Origin of the sequence: Shewanella sp. 4t3-1-2LB, assembly GCF_017368415.1 — a bacterium.
Classification (GTDB): domain Bacteria; phylum Pseudomonadota; class Gammaproteobacteria; order Enterobacterales; family Shewanellaceae; genus Shewanella; species Shewanella fodinae.
In genome coordinates, this window is record NZ_JAFNJD010000040.1 from 22160 (window position 1) to 43036 (window position 20877).

Annotated in this window: 20 protein-coding genes and 1 pseudogene; 4 read left to right on the forward strand and 17 right to left on the reverse strand. The window is 47.3% G+C overall.

Features of this window, described 5'->3' with window-relative positions; all coding sequences use genetic code 11:
* Nucleotides 1–36 precede the first annotated feature (36 nt).
* Nucleotides 37–477: a DUF3010 family protein gene (locus J3L11_RS14255; RefSeq protein WP_189615995.1), complete on the forward strand. Its 441-nt coding sequence runs from the start codon at nucleotides 37–39 to the stop codon at nucleotides 475–477.
* Nucleotides 477–983, forward strand: coding sequence for a M48 family metallopeptidase (locus tag J3L11_RS14260; protein WP_207571426.1), 507 nt, complete (start codon nucleotides 477–479; stop codon nucleotides 981–983). The genes J3L11_RS14255 and J3L11_RS14260 overlap by 1 nt, the downstream gene beginning before the upstream one ends.
* 90 nt (nucleotides 984–1073) lie before the next feature.
* Here J3L11_RS14260 and J3L11_RS14265 read toward each other — a convergent pair whose 3' ends face one another.
* The 9 genes from J3L11_RS14265 to J3L11_RS14300 all read right to left on the reverse strand — a co-directional run bounded on the left by J3L11_RS14265 (nucleotide 1074) and on the right by J3L11_RS14300 (nucleotide 10824).
* Nucleotides 1074–2357: a peptidoglycan DD-metalloendopeptidase family protein gene (locus J3L11_RS14265; protein WP_242695259.1), complete on the reverse strand. Its 1284-nt coding sequence runs from the start codon at nucleotides 2355–2357 to the stop codon at nucleotides 1074–1076.
* Nucleotides 2358–2502: 145 nt separating this feature from the next.
* A complete protein-coding gene (locus J3L11_RS14270; protein ID WP_207571427.1) occupies nucleotides 2503–5583 on the reverse strand; it encodes an SMC family ATPase in 3081 nt (1026 codons plus the stop codon).
* Entirely contained in the window at nucleotides 5580–6725 is a 1146-nt protein-coding gene (locus J3L11_RS14275) for an exonuclease SbcCD subunit D (protein WP_207571428.1), read from the reverse strand. Before J3L11_RS14275 ends, J3L11_RS14270 begins: the two co-directional genes overlap by 4 nt.
* 36 nt (nucleotides 6726–6761) lie before the next feature.
* A complete protein-coding gene (locus tag J3L11_RS14280) occupies nucleotides 6762–7538 on the reverse strand; it encodes a TSUP family transporter (protein ID WP_207571429.1) in 777 nt (258 codons plus the stop codon).
* Nucleotides 7539–7559: 21 nt separating this feature from the next.
* A complete protein-coding gene (locus J3L11_RS19560; RefSeq protein WP_268244718.1) occupies nucleotides 7560–7685 on the reverse strand; it encodes a hypothetical protein in 126 nt (41 codons plus the stop codon).
* Nucleotides 7661–8050: a ribonuclease E inhibitor RraB gene (locus J3L11_RS14285; RefSeq protein ID WP_207571440.1), complete on the reverse strand. Its 390-nt coding sequence runs from the start codon at nucleotides 8048–8050 to the stop codon at nucleotides 7661–7663. Before J3L11_RS14285 ends, J3L11_RS19560 begins: the two co-directional genes overlap by 25 nt.
* Nucleotides 8051–8063: 13 nt before the next feature.
* Nucleotides 8064–8294, reverse strand: a complete 231-nt coding sequence (locus J3L11_RS14290; protein WP_207571430.1) for an RNA-binding S4 domain-containing protein — start codon at nucleotides 8292–8294, stop codon at nucleotides 8064–8066.
* 57 nt (nucleotides 8295–8351) lie between these two features.
* Nucleotides 8352–8906, reverse strand: coding sequence for a GNAT family protein (locus J3L11_RS14295; RefSeq protein ID WP_207571431.1), 555 nt, complete (start codon nucleotides 8904–8906; stop codon nucleotides 8352–8354).
* A gap of 97 nt (nucleotides 8907–9003) precedes the next feature.
* Nucleotides 9004–10824 carry a DUF885 domain-containing protein gene (locus J3L11_RS14300; protein WP_207571432.1) on the reverse strand — a complete coding sequence of 607 codons (1821 nt, stop codon included), beginning with the start codon at nucleotides 10822–10824 and terminating at the stop codon, nucleotides 9004–9006.
* A 79-nt stretch (nucleotides 10825–10903) separates the two neighbouring features.
* On the opposite strand from J3L11_RS14300, the gene J3L11_RS14305 reads away from it, so the two are divergent.
* Complete coding sequence (locus tag J3L11_RS14305; protein WP_207571433.1) at nucleotides 10904–11410, forward strand: deoxycytidylate deaminase; 507 nt, start codon at nucleotides 10904–10906, stop codon at nucleotides 11408–11410.
* A 35-nt stretch (nucleotides 11411–11445) separates the two neighbouring features.
* Here J3L11_RS14305 and J3L11_RS14310 read toward each other — a convergent pair whose 3' ends face one another.
* Genes J3L11_RS14310 through J3L11_RS14335 form a run of 6 tightly spaced genes read right to left on the reverse strand, consistent with a single transcriptional unit; the run spans nucleotide 11446 to nucleotide 16396 of the window.
* The gene (locus J3L11_RS14310) at nucleotides 11446–12690 is read right to left on the reverse strand and encodes a tetratricopeptide repeat protein (protein WP_207571434.1); all 1245 of its coding nucleotides are present in this window, start codon (nucleotides 12688–12690) and stop codon (nucleotides 11446–11448) included.
* Between the two features lies 1 nt (nucleotide 12691).
* Nucleotides 12692–13312: an energy transducer TonB gene (locus J3L11_RS14315; RefSeq protein ID WP_189615733.1), complete on the reverse strand. Its 621-nt coding sequence runs from the start codon at nucleotides 13310–13312 to the stop codon at nucleotides 12692–12694.
* Nucleotide 13313: 1 nt separating this feature from the next.
* Nucleotides 13314–13718 (reverse strand): biopolymer transporter ExbD, encoded by a 405-nt coding sequence (locus tag J3L11_RS14320; protein ID WP_133037629.1) that lies wholly within the window; start codon nucleotides 13716–13718, stop codon nucleotides 13314–13316.
* Nucleotides 13719–13731: 13 nt separating this feature from the next.
* A complete protein-coding gene (locus tag J3L11_RS14325) occupies nucleotides 13732–14259 on the reverse strand; it encodes a MotA/TolQ/ExbB proton channel family protein (protein ID WP_133037630.1) in 528 nt (175 codons plus the stop codon).
* Complete coding sequence (locus J3L11_RS14330; RefSeq protein ID WP_133037631.1) at nucleotides 14259–15614, reverse strand: MotA/TolQ/ExbB proton channel family protein; 1356 nt, start codon at nucleotides 15612–15614, stop codon at nucleotides 14259–14261. Before J3L11_RS14330 ends, J3L11_RS14325 begins: the two co-directional genes overlap by 1 nt.
* Nucleotides 15614–16396, reverse strand: a complete 783-nt coding sequence (locus J3L11_RS14335; RefSeq protein ID WP_207571435.1) for a DUF3450 domain-containing protein — start codon at nucleotides 16394–16396, stop codon at nucleotides 15614–15616. The genes J3L11_RS14330 and J3L11_RS14335 overlap by 1 nt, the downstream gene beginning before the upstream one ends.
* A gap of 245 nt (nucleotides 16397–16641) precedes the next feature.
* Between J3L11_RS14335 and J3L11_RS19380 the strand changes: the two are divergent.
* Nucleotides 16642–17448, forward strand: a pseudogene (locus J3L11_RS19380) (IS3 family transposase); the annotation flags it as partial.
* A gap of 181 nt (nucleotides 17449–17629) precedes the next feature.
* On the opposite strand, the gene J3L11_RS14350 reads toward J3L11_RS19380, so the two are convergent.
* Nucleotides 17630–17875 carry a hypothetical protein gene (locus J3L11_RS14350; RefSeq protein WP_189615740.1) on the reverse strand — a complete coding sequence of 82 codons (246 nt, stop codon included), beginning with the start codon at nucleotides 17873–17875 and terminating at the stop codon, nucleotides 17630–17632.
* A 162-nt stretch (nucleotides 17876–18037) separates the two neighbouring features.
* Complete coding sequence (locus J3L11_RS14355; protein ID WP_207571436.1) at nucleotides 18038–20722, reverse strand: TonB-dependent receptor; 2685 nt, start codon at nucleotides 20720–20722, stop codon at nucleotides 18038–18040.
* Nucleotides 20723–20877 lie beyond the last annotated feature (155 nt).

Here is a 20877-nt window from a genome sequence, read left to right on the forward strand (position 1 = left end):
TGCGGCGATAAGCCAACAATCAATGCAAGGATATTTATGCGCGTTTGTGGTGTTGAATTAAAAGGCAGCGAAGCTGTTATCTGTTTGGTGAGCTATAAAGGTGACAGCTATAACGTCCCAGAATGCCGCCGCCACTCTTTTACCCTGACTGACCCGGCTGATTTGGAAGCCATTCGCGAATTTCATTTCGCGTTTCATAAATTGCTGGAAGACTATCAGGTTGACGAAGTGGTCGTGATTGCCCGCGAGTACAAAGGTAAGTTTGTTGGCAGTGCCGTCAGCTACAAGCTAGAGAGTGCTATCCAGCTCGGAAAGACACCAGTCGCGATGCTGACCCCCCAAGCTATCCGCGAACAGAACAAACGGAATCCACCACTGGTAGATTTTGCAGCATTGGAGTTGCGTAAGTTCCAGCAACCGGCCTTTGAAGCCGCTTACGCCTACCTCACCCAAAAACGTTTCGCCAAAGAAGACTGATGGCAACTGACTATCTGGCCCATTACAGTGAAGAGGTGCGCGCTAAAGTCGCCGCACTGCAGCAGCAGGGCCAGCTAGCGCCATTTTTGTTACAGCGCCATCCAGATGTGCATCAAATCCGCTCCGATCGTGCGCTTTATGACTTCACCATAGCCTTGAAAAACCGTTATCTGCGACAAGCAGCGCCATTAGCAAAAGTATGTTTTGACGACAGAATCACCCTTAGTCACCAAGCATTAGGCCTGCATACCTACGCCGCTAGGTGGCAAGGTAATAAGGTAAAAACCAAAAATGAAATCCGTATCTCGTCACGGCTGAAACGGGTACCTGAGGCGTTTCTGCGGATGTTGGTCGTACATGAACTGGCGCATCTGAAAGAGAAAGAACACAACAAAGCTTTTTATCAGCTTTGCTGCCATATGCAGCCGGATTACCATCAATTGGAATTTGAATTACGGCTGTACCTGATGCTGGCAGATACAGACAGCGACCCATATCAGTCGTAACCCGCGGCCCCCCACGCAGATACGCATTGACAATGCTAGAAATAACAAGGCTGCCTGATGGCAGCCTTGTTTTATCTCATTCACATGGCATCAGCCAAGATTCATCATATGCTTACGGGAAGCGACTAACTGTTCGAATGACTGTTTATCATGACCAGCCAAATGCCCTGCCATTGGGATTTGAGCTGTCATCGGATTGACCGGATGACCATTAATATGGAATTCATAGTGCAGATGTGGCCCGGTAATACGCCCAGTAGCACCAGATAAGGCAATCACATCGCCACGACTAACGCGCTGCCCCTTATGTACCAGCGCTTTTGACAGGTGCAAGTAACGGGTGGTGTATTTACTGTCATGTTCAATCACTATGTATTTACCGGCATAAGGGTGATTTGTCACCAGCGTTACCACGCCATCACCGGTCGCAACCACTTTGGTGCCCACTGGTGTCGCGAAATCAGTGCCGTTATGCGGTGCAATACGTCCGGTGACCGGATGGTGCCGATGGGGGTTAAATGCCGAGCTGACGCGATACTGCTTCAATAATGGAAAACGCTGGAACGCTCTAACCAGACTCTGGCCGTTCTCGTCATAAAAGTTGCCATCACTGTTCTGAAACGCCGTGACATGGCTCCGGCCCATATTGATGCTGACACCAAGAATACGGCTAACCCCGGTAGATTCTCCTGCCACATACTGATCATTGAGTAAGACTGAAAAACTGTCGCCTGCACGTAAATCTCTGGCAAAATTTAGTTTATCTTTCAGCAGCATTTCAATACGCTGAATTTCTGCCGCACTCAAACCAACTTTTTCAGCGGAACGATAGAAAGACCCTTGGATGCCACCACTGATAATACGATCCTGCCAATTCCCGGGGATGTTGATTTCATTAACTTCGTAACCACCTTCGGGATAGCGGTTGAACACCACTTGCCGCGCGGCGTTAAAGTACAATTCCAACTTACTGAGGTTGCCCTGCTCATCCTGCCAGAAACTGATGCGGTTACCCGGCATCAAGGTGTCTAATGCCAGCACATCCAGATCCGCTTCTAGCACTTTATACATAGTTTGCTGATCGACCCCGGCCTTGGCAAACAAAGCGCTCAAAGTATCACCAGGCTCAATAGTATGCACAAAGGAAGGATGTTTGATTAAAGGGGCAGTTATCGGTGCGGGCTGGGTCAGAATGGATTCAACATCTAGCTGCAACGGTACACGCTGAGGGCTGACGTCCTGACTCGTGGGCCACAAGATAGCGGCACCGATTAACAAGCCGCTAGCCAACAATAAGGTTTTATGAATAGAAGGAAGCGCCTGCAAACGCATCACCGGGTTAAAATTCAACCATGAGATTTTCTCTGCTTGCAACACTTCTCTCCTGCACTGACATCAATAAAACCCCCTCAGAAATAGGGGGAAACGCCAAAGTTATATCAAAAAAAGGTCGAGATACAAGCGCTACATGCTACCTATGTCACATTAGATACAAATTTCGCCAATTTTGTACACTATCTCACGGTGTAACCACCTGAATATGACTGCCGCGTGCCTGCTTATGCACATCGACTCGCGTCAGTATTTGCTCTTTCATTTCGGTGACATGGGAGATAACCCCAATCATGCGGCCTGCCGACTGCAGATCGGTCAAGGTTCGAATCGCTAGCTCTAGCGAATCCTGATCTAAACTACCGAAGCCTTCGTCAATAAACAGCGTATCGAGCTTGATGCCACCGGCGTATGCTTGCACCACATTGCTTAACCCCAGCGCTAATGACAAGGCCGCCATAAAGCTCTCGCCACCACTTAAGGTCGCCACGGGGCGGACTTTGCCGCTGTAGGCATCTTCAACTTCTAAATCTAACCCTGACGCGCGGTTACCCTTGGCTCGTTCCTCTTTACGCAGCAAGCGATAACGGCCTTTGCTCATGTGCGCCAACCGTTCAGAAGCTTCTAGCAACACATCATCCAGTAACACACTCAAGACAAAGCGCTGCAAACTGAGTTTACTTTGGTTGTTACCGTTGGCGATATCGGCCAAGGTGCCAATCACCGCGAACTGCTGCTCTAATGCAGCTAATGTCTTGGCATCCGTGGTGAGCTTTTGCTGGCAGTTGTTCAGGTTACTCAAGCGGCTACTGAGTTGTTGATATTGCTCATCGGCGGCTTGTAGCAATTGTTGTTGTTGCGCCAATTGCGCCGTTAACGCGGTAATATCTGGTGCCACCACACCTTGGAGTTTTTGTGTTAGCGCTTCAAGTTGCCCCGCTAACGCATGGCATTGCTGCTGCCATTGTTCAATTTGCTGAGTTAACTGTTGCTGCAACTGCGGCTCGCGTTGTGCCGCTGTTAACGCTTGCACATCAGTAAACCCTGCCTGTTGCAGCGCGGTATCTAGCTCTTGCTGCGCCTGCTCACGGTATTGTGTTGCTTGGCGCAACTGCTGCTGACGTTCGCGCAGCGAGCTTTGTGCTTGTGCCAACTGTGACGCCGTTGTTTGCTGCGCCTGCTGTAGCTGTTGTATCTGCTGCTGCAACGCTGCTTGCTGTTGCTGTAACGCTTTTCGTTGCTGGGTTAACTGCGCCAGCGCCACCTCAGCGGTCAAATTCTGTAGCTCTGTCGGCAAGCGCTGTTGGATCTCCAGCAAAGCGCCTTGCAAACTGCTGCTACGACTTTGCTGCGCAGCTAATTGCTGCTGGGCGTCATTGAGCTGTTGTCGCTGCACCTCAAGCTGTTGCTCTAAGTTCGTCAGTTGCTGTTGCTGGTTTTTAAGTTGTTGCGCGGCCTGCTGCGCGCTGGCCAACTGTTGCTGCGTTTGCGTCAACGCCTGCTGCCATTCCGTCACTGGCAGCGCCACGCTGCTGTCAGCATTTAGGGCAGTAAATAACGGCGTAAGCTGCTTATCAATCGCGGCAATTTGCTCACGCAGACTGCGATAGTCACTACGTAACTGCTCGCAGCGACGGCGCTCACTCTCAAGCCGTTGCTGTGAGTCTTCTAGCTGCTGCTCTGACGGAATCGCCACTTCGCTGTGGGCCGGATTGGGGTGCTCGGCGCTGCCGCACACCGGGCATGGTGTATTCGGCCCCAACTGTTGCGCCAGCAGTGCTGCTTGGCCCTGATGCCATTGCAGGCGTAACGTAGTGAGTTGCTGCTCGGCGGCATCAAACTGTGCCTTGGCCTGTTTTCCATGCTGCGCCTTGTGCTCCAGTTGTTGCTGCAAGGTTTGCTGTTGGCGCTGTAGTTCCAGTATTTGTCGTCCTTGGTCGCACTGCCGCTCTAACTGATATTGCCGGGTTTGCAGTTCGGCTTGGCGGTTCGCTTGCTGCTGTAATTCGGCAATGGTTTGCGCCAGTTGTGTCTTTTGTGTTTGCAATTGCTGCAGTTGTTGTTCCGCCGCTTGTTGGGCGTTAGCCGCTTGCTGCTGTTGCTGATTGGCCTGATTAAGCTGCTGTTGCTGTTGGTAATAGCTCTGCAGCAATGGTTGCAGTTGCTCAGCTTGCTGCAACTCACTGCGGCTGTGTTGTAGCTGTTGATCTAACTCAGTAATGTTGGCAGCTTGCTTATCTGCCTGCTGCTTTTGCGTGGTGGCATGGGTGAGTTGCTGCTCTGCCGCTTGCAGAGCTTGCTGCTGACTAATGAGTTCTTGGCTACGTTGCTGTTGCTGCCGATACACCGGCAGCACTTGCTGGGCTAATTGCGCCAACGACAACTGTTGCTTTAGGCCATCCATTTCTACTTTACGTGCTTGTTGCTCAGCCAGGCTGGCGGCAAGCCGCGTTTTTTCTGCTAGTTCAGCGCTGAGTTGCTTGCCCTGCTCTAGCTGTTTATTTGCTTGTTCGAGTGCTATGTTGGCTTGCTGTTTTTGGGCTTTGGCTTGTTCGAATTGTGGTGTTAGTTCGCTGATAGCTAGTGCCAGTGCTTCGATTGATGCCACGCCTGCCGCTTCTAAAATGCCAAGGCGTTTTTGCTCCAAATCGTGCGCATCTTTACGAATGGTTGCCGCTTGCAGCTTTAAGCGCTCTTCCATACGGCTATAGATATTGGTTTGAAATAACTGACTAAAAATCTTCTCGCGCGCTTTGGAATCTGCCAGCAATAACTCACGAAACTTACCTTGCGGCAACACCATCACTTGGCGGAATTGATCGACATCCAACCCGGTTAATGACTCGATCATCTGGGTAGCTTCGGTCACTTTACTGGCGACCAGAATTTCGCTGCGACCGTCGTCATACAGCCGCTGTAGCTCTGCCTCGCCACTTTGGTTGGTAAAACCATCACCACGAGCCTTCGGCCGCTGCTGATCCGGTAACCGTTTTATCAGGTAACGTCGTTCGCCTAGTGTAAATTCAAGGCTTACTTCTGTTAGCAAGTTATCATCGGCGTAATCGCAGCGCATTTGCGGTGCTTCACGTTCATTGCCGGTGGTTTTGCCGTAGAGCGCAAAACAGATGGCGTCTAAGATACTGGTTTTACCGGCACCTGTTGGGCCGTTAATCAAAAACAGCGGGTTATCACCCAAGCGCCGAAAATCGATAGTTTGGCGATCAGCAAACGGGCCAAAGGCGCTTATGGTCAATACTAGCGGTTTCATGCGTCTTCTCCCTGATGCAGTTCATCCAGCAAATGGTGTAGATGTTGCTGCTGCGCAGCGGATAATGGCTCACCCGCCACTTGCTCAAAGAAGTCGCTGAACATCTCCAGTTCACCTTTTTTAATGCGGTCACGGCCGATGTCGCGCTGTTGCTGCTGCGCCATCAAACCAGTACGCTCAAGGTGCAACACGTTGGGATAGGCACTGCGCAGTTTACCCATAGGATCGAGCAAGGCATGGGTGTCGCTGAGGCGTACCATCAGGTAATCATCGGCGTGCGTATCATCTTTAGCCCGCACTAGCAGGTCGGCCAAGTTGCCCTCAATAATGCGCACATCGCGGCCAGTATTGATTGGCAGTAGTTTGATGGTTGGTGCCTTACCGGTGCTTAATTCTACTAAGGTGACAGATTTTTTCTGGGTGGCTTCGCTAAAAGAGTATTTCAGTGGTGAGCCGCTGTAACGCACATGTTCAACACCGCGATATTGCGGCCCGTGCAGGTGCCCGAGTGCAACATAATCAAACGGCGCAAATAACGCTGGAGCAATACGGTCAGCACCGCCCACACTCAGCGGCCGCTCTGATTCTGATTCAGTGCTACCGTCCAAAAAACAATGCGCCACCACCACTTTGGGGAGGTTTTCGCTATCATGTTGCGTCACTTGTTCTAGCAACGCTTGCATCGCCAGCTCATGGCTGTTGATAGTGTCATCTGCTAGCGCATGACGCACCACCGCAGGTTCCGCATAAGAGATGGGATAAAACCATGCATCGGATTGTTTGCCGTGCAGTTTTATCGGCGTTAGTGGCAAGCTCAGACTGCCCACCATATGCAGGCCACTGCTGCGCATCTGCTTGGCGGCGAAGCCTAGACGCTCGGCACTATCGTGGTTACCGGAAGTGATAAGTACTTGGATTTTATGCTTTTCAATCAGCTCATCCAGAAATTCTGACAGCAAGATCACTGCACTAGCAGGTGGAATCGCGCGATCATAAATGTCCCCCGCAATAATCAGTGCATCCACTTGATGTTCAACGGCCAATGCGCCGATTTGCGCCAGCGCAAGGCGCTGCTGCTCTAGCAGAGATTCACCATGCAGTTGCCGTCCAAGATGCCAGTCAGAAGTATGGATAAATTTCATCGACTATCCCTGCTAATTAAGACAATGCCGCTGAGGTCAAAACAGCTGCCAATGGTACTGTTCTGCGAGCAATTTGATGCTCATCGCCAGTGACATTGTCACCACCAGCGGGCGAATGATTTTAGTACCTTGTGTCAGCACCAAACGTGAGCCAAGTGTAGCGCCTAGCGCTTGTCCCGCGAGCATGATAAGGCCAAGTAGCCACACTACTTTACCGCCCAGCGCAAAAAATAATAGTGATGAGATATTGGTAGCAAAATTCAGCACCTTGGCATGCGCAGTAGCTTTCGCCAAGCCAAAGCCAGCCAACGTCACAAATCCCAACGCAAAAAAACTGCCGGTTCCAGGGCCAAAGAAGCCATCATATACCCCCACCCCCAACGCTACAGTAAAAGCAAATGCGGTGGGAGTGAGTACTCGAGCCCGATCACCGTCGGATACTTTTTTGGAAAACAAGAAATAGCCGCCAATCGCCAAGATCAGGAATGGCAGTATCGTCTTCAATATGTTGGCATCGATCATCTGTACCAAGGTGGTACCGATGGCGGCCCCAACCAGCGCACAGCCGATGGCAAGCTTCATGTCGCTGAGCTTAACCGTGCCTTTACGCACGAAATACACGCTGGCAAAAAAACTGCCACCGCAAGCTTGTAACTTATTGGTTGCCAGAGCGGCTGCAGGCGGTAAGCCGGCCCACATCAGCGCCGGGATGGTCAACAGCCCACCGCCGCCTGCAATTGAATCAATAAAACCGGCGACTAATGCCACCAAAAATAAAATTAACACTAATTGCAGGGTAAATTCGATTTCCATCTTGAGTTGTTGTCAGCATATTCAGGCAAGACCGTTATTAGACGGTGTTTCGTAGTAAAAGGCAAAGGAACCAACGATAAAAAAACCACCGATGAAGGTGGTTTTTTCAGATGGAACAGTGACTAATGGTGACAGTGTTCGTCGCATTCATGCTCATCATCATCGTCGGCAAATTCATCGCCGTCCTGATGCTGCATCACGCCCCAGCCATCGGTCATACCATCAAATTCTGCTGCGAAATCATTTAATTCCGTTTCTTTGGCGACAATGGCGTCATACTCTGGCACCATCTCTACCGAAACGATCACTTCCCATTTCTCAATTTCGTCATTGAAATTAAGTTCTATATCATCACCGTGACCGGTTGCGGTTAAGTCTTCCAGCGCCGATTCAGCATCACGCTGGTCAGCAAACACTAGAAAAAAATCCACCGCCATCGCACGGCGCAAATCCATACCGGAATCGCTCATTGCCTGCAGCATCTGGCCGTTATCATCATCAGGAAATTGCATCATTAATCCTCGTTTAGGCCGCAGCCACAACTTTAACCTGCTTGCCCTGGTATGACACCAGATCGCCTGCCTGCAGTTTTTTGCGCTTTCGGGTTTCAACTTCGCCGTTAACAGTTACCATGCCTTCGGCAATGACATGTTTGGCTTCAGCGCCATCAGCGCTTAGACCTTCCGCCTTCAACAGTTTATAAAGCTCAATAAACGCTTCGTCTGCTCTCAGGGAAAATTCAGATACTTGTGACACTCGGTTTGCCTTATCAGAAAAACTGTGGCTGATTATAACAATGACAGATATGAACCGTCACCTCGATTGCTCGGCAATCACCTCATCTTCCGCCAGTAAACCAAAATAACATTCATCCAACCACTCACCAAAAATCCGATGGTTGTGTCGTAACAGCCCCTCCTGTTTAAAGCCGCACTTTTGCAACACTCTTGCAGAGCCCAGATTAGTTGCAACACAACGAGCAACGACCTTATGAACAGCAAAATGCGCTATAGCCCATGGCAGCAGTAGTTGTAACGCCTCAGTGGCGTAACCCTTTCCTTGCTGGTCCTGAGCGATTAGATAACCTACTTCCCATTGCTGCAGCGCTTCATCAATCAGGCAAATTCCCATGAGTCCGATAAAATCACCGCTGACGGACTCCACCACCAATGAAATCCACTCACCACAATCGATGTCCAGACCTTTGCAACGTTGCTTAAAGCGTTCTAGTAGAACATCCTCCGTATCGACTTCCCGGATATATTGGTTAAGCTGTTGATCTTGATTGAGGCGTAAAAAAATCGGCCAATCCTGCGCGGCCATCAACCGCAGACAAATACGCTCACTCAGTGCGATGTAGGAAGACAATCGTAAACTCTCCAGCCAAGCTGCAATTTCTGACAATTATCATTAATTGCAACAGCGGTAAATGTCCACAAAATGCCGCCAGAAGGCGAGCAATAACTCAGGATTGCTGCTGACTCGCTATCCAGCTGTTTATCTTGGCTTCCATCACTGCCAGTGGCAGTGATCCCGAGGTCAGCATTTGATCATGAAATGCTTTCAAATCAAATTTATCCCCCAAGGTCTGCTCCGCCTTATGCCGTAGCTCAAGAATTTTCAACTGTCCGACTTTGTAAGACAACGCTTGCCCTGGGATTGCCATGTAACGCTCCACCTCGGCAATAATGTCACTCTCGGCCATAGGGGAATTGTCTTTCATGTATTGAATCGCCTGTTCACGAGTCCAACCGTTAGCATGCATCCCGGTGTCGACCACTAAGCGCATGGCCCGCAGCATTTCATCTGATAACTTGCCAAAATACTGGTACGGATCGTTAAACATCCCCATTTCAATCCCTAAATATTCCGCATAGAGTGCCCAGCCTTCTTCAAAGGCAGTATAACTGCCAAAACGCTGAAATTCGGGGACACCGGTCAGTTCCTGCTTGATAGAGATTTGGAAATGGTGCCCAGGTGATGCCTCATGCAGTGACAAAGTAGTCATCCCCCATTTGGGTTGCGCCTTGAGATTATAGGTGTTGATGTAGAATATTCCCGGGCGACTGCCATCTACCGCAGGCGCATCATAAGATGCACCCGCCGCAGACTGTTGTCGGAACGCTTCTACTGGCTTGACCACATAATCCGCTTTTGGCATCACATTAAAGTAATGCGGCAATACTGCATTAATTCGCTGTTTAATCACGTCATAACCGCGAATTAGCTCGTCAGGAGTACTGAAAAAATATTGCGGTTCAGAAGACAGCGAGGCAAAAAACGCGGGTAAATCACCCTGGAACCCTACTTGCTGACGTACTTTATCCATTTCTTGGCGGATACGCGCCACTTCTTGCAGACCTATTGCATGGATCTGCTCAACGGGCATGGTGGTCGTGGTGTGATAATTGGCTAAGTATTGATACCAGGCTTTGCCATCGGGCAGATCCCAAAATCCAGCTGAGTCTCTGGCGGCTGGTAAATAGGTGTTCTGAAAGTAATCACGCAGTGATTTAAATGCCGGCAATAACTCGGCGACAATCATATTACGGTATTCTGCCGTGATTTTAGTACGCTCTACATCTGACAACTGCGCTGGCAGATGTTTTACGGGAGCAAAGAAGATACTATCTTCCGGTGCAGCGACAAGTTGGGCGTCCAATTGTGGAATAATGCGTTCCACCAACACTTTGGGCAGCACCACCCGGGCGCTAATGCCCTCGTTCATTCGCTGTTGCGCCAATGTCATCCAATGTACAAACCCGGTGACCCGATGATGCCAATTTGCATAATCTGTCGAAGTTTTAAATGGTTGAGCGCTCTCACCACTGCCGAGCTGCACCATAGTGATAACAGTGCTGTAAAATTGGCTAATAGGCATCAGATAACTGGGAAACGTTTCTCCTGCTAAAGCCATCTGCCGATCATAGATGAACATGTCATAACTGAGTTGCAACTGTGGCGATAATTTGTTTCTATCCAACGCCGTCACTAGCGCCAAATACCGACTATTAAGCTGATGACTGTCCTGCAAATATTGTTCGGTAAGATCACCGCCAAACTCAGCGTTATAGTCGTTAACACCAGCAAAAGTTGCGTAAAGAGGTTCCAGCTTCAGGTACGCTTTGAAATATTGATCGACAATATCCAGATATTGCTTGTCTACCGTTTGAGCTTGTATTGCTGTTGCCAATGGAGCAACCGCTGCCGAATTTGTCCGCTCGTTACATGCTGTGCTGACTAACGCCGCAAAACCTACCACAGCCAACTTAAACCCTTTGTTCATTATGATAATTCTCCAAGACGACACTTCGTCGCAAAAGCTCCACTATACTTTGAAAACACCAAACTATGGGCGGGGCTCCATGATCTATTCATTTAGCAATTCAGGCTTTCGTGATCCTGAAACCGGCGTATATAACCAAACCTATTTCATGGAAGTTTTTCATCGCGAATGGTATCGACATTTACGTGAACAGCAAAGCTTGGCGTTGCTATATTTGTCGCCGTTATTGCCCGGGATGATTAATCAGCCGCATTTACTCGATTTTTTCACTGGCAGAGTTCAAGCATCTTTATTAAGAGCCACCGACTTACTCGCCAGGCTGAATCAACAACTTTTTGCCGTTGGCCTATTTAATACCGATGAGGCAGGTACTCGCACCGTTCTCGAAAGAATAAACCTCCAGCTGCGAGAGTTTTCAGCCGAATACAAACAACATCATGGTATTGGATTGGACTACAGAATTGCCGCTTGTCTATGTCTGCCAAATACTGACATAAAGCCGGAGTTGTTATTTATTGAAGCGGAAAGCCGCTGCATGAAAAATGATAGAACCAACAACGATGTGCTGTATATCACTGGGAATTAATGCGCATAAAAAAGCCCCTTACGGGGCTTTTCAATTTACAGCGAAACCTTATGAATACGCGCCTTATCTTTGATATAGGCGATATAGTTGGTTGCACTTTTTGCGGTCTTCTTATCTTTGGCAGCCAATTCCGCATAACGATATGCTTCCTTGTATTGCTTCAGATTCAAATACGCCAACATCAATTCATACTGAGCTTCACCTGGATTATCCAAGCCGGCCTTCAGAGCCTGTTCAAACACTGGGATAGACTCTTTATATTTCTGATCCAGAGACAACAAACGTCCCTGTTTCAGATAAAGGGTTCCACCTGTGCTCATAGACGCGGCTTGACCATAATAGCTAGCCGCATCCTTCAGATCTTTAGCCTGATGGAAGAAACCTGCCAGCATGCTAAGGTTTTTCTCATCTTTAGGCACTACGCCACTCTTGATATGCTTCTCAAGGATTGTTGCACCACGATATGGTGACCCTTTAGAAGCCAACAGCTGACATAAACGAACGATGTTGTCTGATTTTTCTAAGAAACCACCTTCATAGGCGATTTCATAGGTAGCCAGAGAACGGTCATAGTCTTCTGTCAACAGATAGAGCTGCGCCAACTGTACCCACAGACGTTTATCGTCAGGGAACAGCGGTACCATCACCTCTAACACACCAACAGCATCTTTGTATTTTTTCAGGTTGAACAGTGATTGGAATTTCAGCTGATACAGACCTTTATCCGGTTTATCCATAACAGATATCCCTTCATTTACGGTCTTTAACGCATTATCCCATTGCTGCATTTCTGTGTAAGCAATCGCCATACGACGATAGACAATCGCATCTTTCTTACAGGTGAAATTCATCCACTTACGATAGTAGGTGATGGCTTCCTTGTACTTTTTCTCCTGCAACAACAGGTCAGAATAAAGCCGCAAGGTCGCAGCGTGGTCTACACCGCCCAACACATCAGCATCTACTGCAACTTTCAGGTACTTGATGGCTTTATCCATCTGGCCCTTTTCTGCGTAGAAGTTACCCAGCATACGGTCGACATAAGCTTTATCAAACTCGCCACGTGGGTCAGCTTCCAGCAATGTTGCAATAGCATCATCCAACTTACCAGCCTGATATGCTTCAAAAGCCTTCTGAACCTTACGCGCAGATGATTCCCCCACAGCTTTTGACTGACGAAGGTCAATAGGACACTTCTCGGCCGCAACTGCGGTATTCATCACTATGCTGCCTGAAAAAGTCAACACTAAAGCTGCAGCAAGTTTTGTCACTTTATGCATCTTAGTTGCCTCCCTTATTCAGCTTAAAGTCCAACTGAACTTTCTGACCAGGCTGTCTCTGGGGCTTGCCGTCAACAATCTTTGGTTTGTATTTCCACTTCCTCAGCGCCCGGATCGCTTCACGATCGAAGATACGCTTAGGATCGGCGTCAATAACTTCTACGTCATCAACGCTACCGGTTTCAGTAATCGTGAAACTCAGCTGCACCCAACCTTCTTTACCGTCACGTGCTGCAGCAATCGGATACTGTGGTTCGATACGAACGATAGGAGTCGCATCGCCATCACGAGTCATCATATTGCCCAGCTTAAATCCGGTGCTAGCCGGACCTGATGCAACAGCGCCAAAACTGAAACTCATAGAAGTATCAATATTGGAGGAGTCATCAGGTGGAGTTTCATCCATCTGAGGCGGTTGCTCTGGTGGTGGTGGTGGTTTAGGGGTTTCTCTGACCTTCTTCTGCGCCTGGGAGTCCTGCTTATCCATTGTGATCTCAATGACCGGCGAGTCAGCGGAGGTGTCGGCACGTTTTGCGCCGCCACCAACCAGAGTAGCCATAAACCAAAACAGACCAAATGTAACAGCAGCACCAATAATGATAGATACTAGTGCTCTAAACATATCAGTCTTTCCCCGCAGATACCGAGATCTTGTCTACACCAGCAGCTTTAACCTGATCCATAACACGAACCACCAAACCATGTTTGGCTTCTTTGTCAGCTTGGATCAGCACTGCGGCTTCAGGAGCCTCAGCCAGCATACGTTCAACGTTTGCTGACACCCGTTCAATATCAACCTGACGGTTTTCCATCATAATCACACCAGTTTTACTGACGCCGATAAAGATGTTAGCCGATGGTTTAGAAGTCGCATGTGCCGCCTGAGGTTTGTTGTAGTCCAAACCTGATGGCTTCACAAACGACGTAGTTACGATGAAGAAGATCAACATAATGAACACGATGTCGAGCATCGGGGTCATATCGATCTGCGCTTCCTCGTCTATACTGGAATGCTTCTTACGTGCCATGTTAAATCTCTCTCTAGTGCTGAGGCAGTCTGTCTTTTAACTTTTCCATGCGGATCTTCATCTTGGCATCGAGACGCGTGCTAAAAAACACACCTGACAATGCTGCCACCATTCCCGCCATAGTTGGCATGGTTGCTAATGAAATACCCGCAGCCATTAGACGAGCATTACTCGTCCCTTGAACTGCCATCACATCGAACACTGACACCATCCCTGTTACCGTACCTAACAACCCGATCATCGGGCAGATAGCTACTAGGGTATTAATGATCAGCATACGAGCTCTAATCTCTTGAGTTGCCTGGGACACCCAGGCCTCACGGATGCGGTGTGCATACCAAGAATGTCTGTCCTCTCTGGCATTCCATGAGGCTATGATCTGCTTATGAACTTTCGGTGCGACCCAATTGACGTACCAATAACGTTCAAGCATCAATGCCCACATAAGGAACAGCACAAGCGCTACCAGCCAAAGGATATTTCCCCCGGCGGCCATGAAGCCCCTGACGGTTGCCCAAACGTCCATCAGGTATAGCATCATTAGTCAGCCCTCTTCTCAGCATGCATCGCGATCAGACCAGCACTCTGTTCTTCAATAATCTGAACAACGGATTTACTACGAGTTACGCACAAAGCATGAGCCAGCATCAGCGGCAACGCAGCAATCAGACCCTGAACTGTCGTTACCAGAGCCATAGAGATACCACCCGCCATCAGTTTTGGATCACCAGTACCGAACAGCTGGATTGACTGGAAGGTAGCAATCATACCTGTTACGGTACCCAGCAGACCTAACATTGGTGCAATCGCTGCCATCACTTTCAGGATAGAGATACGCGCTTCTAACGCCGGAGTTTCTTTCAGAATTGCTTCGTCAAGTTTCAACTCCAGAGTTTCAACATCGATATCTTTATTATCGAAGTAAACTTTCAGGACACGACCCAATGGGTTATTACCAGGTTTGTCAATGTGCTTAGCCTGAGATTTAACTTTGGCAGCAACAACTGACAGAGTAATCATACGTTCAATCGCGATCACCAGACCTAAAGCCAATACCGCCATGATGATGTAACCGATAATACCTGCAGACTCAATGCGGTCTTCAAGGCTGGCTTTCTGAGTGAAGATGTTCAACAGAGCACCACGACCCGGATCAATATAGACCTTTGCAGTGCCAGAAGTCGCCTTTTCAAAGTCAGCGGCAGCGCTAACCATATAACCTTCAGGCTGCTGAGACAGTTCCTGAATCAGGTTCAGGTTAGGGTTCCATACCACATACTTGCCGTTAGCCAGTAAGTTGAAAGCACCAATACGCGTGATAGAGGTTGTCTGAACGTTACCATCAATATCAGTCACAGAACCATCAAACTTCACCACTTTACCGCTCTGGTTCATTTCAAACAGTTCTTCTTCCCAGAACTTTTCCAGCTCTTCAATTTTTGGCAGCTGTTTACGAGCACCTAAATCAGCGATGAACTTGTCACGGCCTGGATATTGAGCACTGACGTTAGAGTTGATCAGCTTACCGGCAAAATCACCAGCTTCACCTTTAACCACCCCAAACATTTCACCAAGGTCACCCTGAGCAGTTTTCAGGTCGTCTTCTAACTGGGCGATTTTATGTTCGTTGTCGCTAAATTGTTTATTCAGATCTTCGCCACGTTTCTTTTCGGCAGCTAAAGCGTTCTTTTCACGCTGTAACAAAGCAGCTTTGTCACCACGTTCAGCCTGAAACTCAGCTTCGCGTTTCGCGTTAATCTTACCCTGATCGGCACGTTCAGTTTTGATTTGTTGCAATAACTGATCAATGGTTTTTGGAGCGTCAGCAGCGCTAACCATTCCAGAGACCAAAGAGAAACTTGCAGCAACTAGCGCTGTAGTGATTAACTTCTTCATTATTTAGCAGCCTCCGCAGCTGGAATAGGTAACGCGAACAGATCCATTGCCCCTTGCTTACGAGCAATACGAATGCCTTTGGTGATGTCACGCAGATAGCCGTCGTCCAGCTTATCCCAACCCTTAGTTTCAGTGTTGTACATCCAGGCAGTCTTCTGGTCCAAACTCTGTGCATACAGAGCAACGCGACCCAAGCGGAAGAAGTCAACCAGCACTTCTTTACCATCCAGATTTAGCTTACCGGTTTCAACGTCAACAAAATTGCCATAATCACGCTCGATGCTATACGCATCCAAGATCATACGGAATTTTTCTGCGAGAGTAACATCGGCGCTATTCAGCAGGTTTTTGAGGTTTTCTACACGCTCATGACGATCTTCACTTCTGAAAGGAAGATCCAGCGCTACGAATTTTTCCAGTGCAGTTACCATCTTGAACATCAAAGGCACAACACCCTGACGCAGCTTATCTACGCCGTTGATGTCGTCCTGAATGCCCTTCATGGTTCTTTCCTGATCGGCAACCAGCGTTGCCAAATAATCATTATAGGCTTTCAGCGATTCTCTTTGATCTGCTACGTTAGAATATTCAAAAAGCATATCCTGAGCCTGATCAAAGTACTTATCGATCTTCTTCTGAGACGCCGCAGCATCAGCATGGATCTGACTAGCTGCTTTTTGGGCATCAGCAAGAGGATCGGCAACAACTAAGTTGCTGCTGGCTAATGCCAGCGCGCCAACAAGCGCAGAAGCGATTTTGGTTCTATTGCTTACCTTGGACATAGTTCCCAACCAATTTGAAGTGAATAAACAGGTCAACTTATCGACGTTTTTTGCTTTTTACTCAGCTTTTACCGCCCATAAGTACATCTTTCTCTTGTGATTGTTAGATTTTTCTTCCCTTTCTATACCTTATATAAGGCATAGACCCGCAGGAATCATTTCATAAAATGTTGACCGGTGTCAACTAATGGAGAGGCGAAAAAACAGTAAAAATTTAACCCTAAATTTAATGGAGTGGCCCGAATTTCAGCCCTGAATTCAGACTGGAAACAGCACAACTGGTAGTTGACCAAGGTTATACGAATAGAGTAGCCGCTGAAGCGATGGGCGTTGGTTATTCAACGCTGGGTAAATGGGTTAAACAATTGCGAGAAGAGCGTGCGGGGAAAACACCTCAGGCCTCACCCATGACGCCTGAGCAACGCGAAATTCGTGAACTGAAAAAGCAAATTGAACGCCTTGAATTAGAAAAGGAAATTTTAAAAAAGGCTTCTGCTCTGTTGATGTCGGACTCCATGAAACACTCTCGTTAATCGAGAAGCTGAGTCAGAGCAATAAATAAGCACCGTTATTCGGTTAATCATCTGTGTGCGGTACTGGATGTCCACCGTAGCACCTTTAAATACTGGCAGCAGCGCGATAAGCGACCATCGACGGAAGCTATCCGGCTGCGTAGCTTAGTACGTGAAGCGTATCGACAGAGTGGCGGTTCTGCCGGGGCCAGAACCCTCTCAGACATTATCACGAACGACGAGTCCCACGACATTACGCTGAGCCGATACCGTGCAGGAAAATTGATGAAAGCGCTGAGTTTATTCAGCTGTCAGTTGCCAAAACATACTTACAGGAAAGCAACGCAGGAGCACGTTGCTATTCCAAACTTGCTCGACAGGCAGTTCGCCGTTACAACGCCGGATCAGGTCTGGTGTGGTGATGTCAGTTTCATCTGGACGGGCAACCGCTGGGCTTATCTGGCTGTGGTACTCGACCTGTTTGCCCGCAAGCCAATAGGCTGGGCAATGAGTTATTCACCGGACAGTAATCTAACAATGTCACAGTTGTCGATACACTTCGAGGGGCGCTTAGACGCTCATATCGAACTGTGATTGGTGTATTAGTTCTGACTATATCTGACACGGAATATTGAACCCCCTCCGTCTTATCTAGCTCTAATTAGCTGACACAGACTTTTGAACGCCCTCGCATGCATGCTAGAAAACATCCTTCCTAATCTTAATTCTCTTTCGTAAGAACCCTATTTTGACGCATCAATGCTTCAGCTTCACGTTTCTCTTGTTCACGTTCTTGTTCAGTGGTGCAACGCCTTTGGGGCATTCTTGACCCAGTAACAGTAACGGTTTCGCAACGATATCCATTAGCCGCACTTTTTGCTTGTTCATCTTTTGTAGCTTTTGTTGTCGAAGTGCAAGCGCTCAGTATAACCGCAGCACAAGTCCCCATTAATATTTTACCTACCATAAATACTCCTATAGAACCCTTAAAAATACAAATGTCCGTACGAGGCTCTATTCCTGACATAGATCACTAATTGCATGTTTTATCTACAGTGGATGTTTATCAAGCTCAGAAACAGTCCCCGGCAAAGCCGAGGACTTAACCTTAAAACAACCAATAAAATGACTAGAACTTCTGATTAACAGTTACATAAAGAGTCCTGCCAAGTACGTCATATAGTCCAGTATTAGCATCACGGAAATCATACCCATCGTTGTACCAGTTTGGTGCTTCTTTATCAAACAAGTTATTAACACCAAGTGTAATGCTACCATTCCATGGATGTGTATAACTGACCTGCACGTTATGCTTAACATATGAAGGGATATCCTTCAGATAGTCAACGCCATATTCTTCATTACCAGAATTCTGTGAACTAATATAATAAGTTGTCCACGCAGCACTCCAGTTATCATAATTCCAGTCTACCGATATATTACCACGAAGTTCTGGGTAATCTTGCAGCCCAGAATAATCGAAGTATTCGGCACCGGCTTCATTCTGTTGCTTGTATTCAAAGATCTTCGAAGCTTCCAGTTTGAAACCGAAGTCGCCCACGCCTGTTTCGAGTTTGTAACGTGAGACTAAATCGATACCACTGGTCTTCACACCTGACAGGTTACGGTACTGAGAGTGAATGGTCTCAATCTTTCCATCGTCACCACGAACAATATATGGAGACCCGCCGTTTTCAACTTCTTCGCGAACCAAATCAGCTACATCAACAACCTCAATTTTGTTGTCATATGTAATGTGGTAATAAGATGTTTCTAAACTCAGGTTGTCCAGAATGTTCCATACAAAACCTACTGTTGCTGATTCACCTTCTTCTGCTTTCAGATCTGGGTTACCACCGTAGAGAGTTTTATGCTGTTGACCAGAACGACAATAGTTGGCATCCGTATTGTCGGAACAATAAACCGTATCATAAGTGCTTTCAAAACTCAGCGCTTCACCAGAAAACATTTCACCCATATTAGGGGCACGGAAAGATTTACCCCAGCTAGCTCGAACTAGCAAATCATCTATTGGCCGCCAGCTGGCAGACAATTTAGGTACTAAGTCATCAAAGGTCGAAGATGCATGACCAGAGGCGATATTCCCTTCCTGCTCATACTTTTCATAACGCGCAGCTGCTGACAGATCTATGTTATATGGAAGGTTAGCTTGTAACTCAACATACACGGAGGTGCGGTCACGCGTTGCATCTACGTCATCACCACCAGATCCTCCAGAAATAATGCCCTGCGCCGATTCTGGATCACTCTTCTGCACATACTTGATTTTTTCATACTCAGAACCAACTACACCAGCCAGGGAGAAATCACCAGAAGTGACAAGTGTTGTGGATACAAGCCCATCAATCTGTGAGCTGATAAACTTACCTTCATATGCACCAGTATGAGACGCTTGGTAATACAGATCTTCCATCTGCGCATTCCAATCAGTATAACTCATGCCCGTAGTATTGAAGATATCGTAATCACCAGTATCAATCAGCGACTGAATAATATTGTCGTTGATCAGATTGTAACTAAATTCATTGGTTTTCGAACGTGTATGTTGTGCATTAACTTCCCAGTCAATGCCATTACCAACATCAATATAACCTTGTAATCCTAGCAAAGCATCAATTGATGTATTTTCAATACTTGAATCACGCTCACCGATCTGTACAGAACGCATATACAACGTCATATCTTTACCAGTTGGATTGTTTGGATTATCTGCTGCCATCACTGGATAATTAGTGGAGACAGGAGTACCCGCATAACGGGCCTGGGTTTCAGAAGTACTGGCCATCAAACGTCCACGTAAGGTCAGATCATCTGCTAACTTATAGTTAAAATTAGAAAGCAGGTTGTTTTTATTAACATCACCAAATAGTTTGGTAACTTGACCGTAACTATATAAACAACGACCATTATTTACGCCATCTGTACTATCTACAACATTTTCTGTTTGACCACACATATCGGAATTGCTGTAAAAGGAGTAAATTGGGTCGCCATCTTCATCTAAATTACCGGTATTGTAATAACCATTTGGCACTGAACTGAAAGAGCTAAACCCATAATAATCTGGGTCATTTACCTTCCATATGTCGCGGTCGAATACAGCCTGAGTATCATAGTGTTCAAAAGTCACATTGATATTGCCTCGATCAGTTGTAAAACCAGTTGCAATGGAAAAACGGTTAGAATTACCACCTTCAACTTTAGGAACTTCACCATCGTAGTTAAGCTCGACGCCATCAAAATCTTTTTTAGTGATAATATTAATTACCCCAGCAACTGCATCCGAGCCATAAACAGCTGATGCTCCATCACGCAAAATTTCGATGCGTTCTACAATGGCCATAGGGATAGTGGAAGTATCAGCAACTGTGCCAGAGCTGGAAGAGGTACCAGGCATGCGACGCCCATCCAAAAGCACTAGAGTCGCTTGAGCCCCTAATCCACGCAAATTGATATCACTGGTAGCGCTCGCGCCTGCGCCATAGCCAGACATCCCGCGCCAAGAACCAAAACTATTGGCGCTAGTGTTATTTAGTACGTCAGCCACCGAGGTTTCGCCTGTAACTTTAATATCAGCAGCAGTGATAACCGTTACAGGAGAAGCTGATTCCATATCAACTTGTTTAATGCGAGAACCTGTAACTTCAATGCGTTCAACCTTGGCATTTTCGTCCTTATCAGTTTTTTTTGCTTCTTCTGCAGCGATAGCAAAACCACTTGCAAAAACACCCGTTACCACACTTCCCAATAATGCATATCTTATCGATTTTGCAAGGAAACCTTTGTTATTCATACTATTCTCCCTTGGACTTTTCAATTTTATAATTGTCAGCTTTTTAGCCGCAATTTATGTAAACATAATGATCACATTTAAGAACATCATGCAAATTCCACTGCAAATAAAATCACATAACAAACGTTTTATCAACGTAAATAGAACCATTAAGA

Bases quoted from the DNA above. Each gene is read 5' to 3' on its own strand.
- J3L11_RS14255 (WP_189615995.1), top strand. From the start codon at position 37: ATGCGCGTTTGTGGTGTTGAATTAAAAGGCAGCGAAGCTGTTATCTGT.
- J3L11_RS14260 (WP_207571426.1), top strand. From the start codon at position 477: ATGGCAACTGACTATCTGGCCCATTACAGTGAAGAGGTGCGCGCTAAA.
- J3L11_RS14270 (WP_207571427.1), bottom strand. From the start codon at position 5,583: ATGAAACCGCTAGTATTGACCATAAGCGCCTTTGGCCCGTTTGCTGAT.
- J3L11_RS14275 (WP_207571428.1), bottom strand. From the start codon at position 6,725: ATGAAATTTATCCATACTTCTGACTGGCATCTTGGACGGCAACTGCAT.
- J3L11_RS14280 (WP_207571429.1), bottom strand. From the start codon at position 7,538: ATGGAAATCGAATTTACCCTGCAATTAGTGTTAATTTTATTTTTGGTG.
- J3L11_RS19560 (WP_268244718.1), bottom strand. From the start codon at position 7,685: ATGCGACGAACACTGTCACCATTAGTCACTGTTCCATCTGAAAAAACC.
- J3L11_RS14285 (WP_207571440.1), bottom strand. From the start codon at position 8,050: ATGCAATTTCCTGATGATGATAACGGCCAGATGCTGCAGGCAATGAGC.
- J3L11_RS14300 (WP_207571432.1), bottom strand. From the start codon at position 10,824: ATGAACAAAGGGTTTAAGTTGGCTGTGGTAGGTTTTGCGGCGTTAGTC.
- J3L11_RS14305 (WP_207571433.1), top strand. From the start codon at position 10,904: ATGATCTATTCATTTAGCAATTCAGGCTTTCGTGATCCTGAAACCGGC.
- J3L11_RS14310 (WP_207571434.1), bottom strand. From the start codon at position 12,690: ATGCATAAAGTGACAAAACTTGCTGCAGCTTTAGTGTTGACTTTTTCA.
- J3L11_RS14315 (WP_189615733.1), bottom strand. From the start codon at position 13,312: ATGTTTAGAGCACTAGTATCTATCATTATTGGTGCTGCTGTTACATTT.
- J3L11_RS14320 (WP_133037629.1), bottom strand. From the start codon at position 13,718: ATGGCACGTAAGAAGCATTCCAGTATAGACGAGGAAGCGCAGATCGAT.
- J3L11_RS14325 (WP_133037630.1), bottom strand. From the start codon at position 14,259: ATGATGCTATACCTGATGGACGTTTGGGCAACCGTCAGGGGCTTCATG.
- J3L11_RS14330 (WP_133037631.1), bottom strand. From the start codon at position 15,614: ATGAAGAAGTTAATCACTACAGCGCTAGTTGCTGCAAGTTTCTCTTTG.
- J3L11_RS14335 (WP_207571435.1), bottom strand. From the start codon at position 16,396: ATGTCCAAGGTAAGCAATAGAACCAAAATCGCTTCTGCGCTTGTTGGC.
- J3L11_RS14350 (WP_189615740.1), bottom strand. From the start codon at position 17,875: ATGGTAGGTAAAATATTAATGGGGACTTGTGCTGCGGTTATACTGAGC.
- J3L11_RS14355 (WP_207571436.1), bottom strand. From the start codon at position 20,722: ATGAATAACAAAGGTTTCCTTGCAAAATCGATAAGATATGCATTATTG.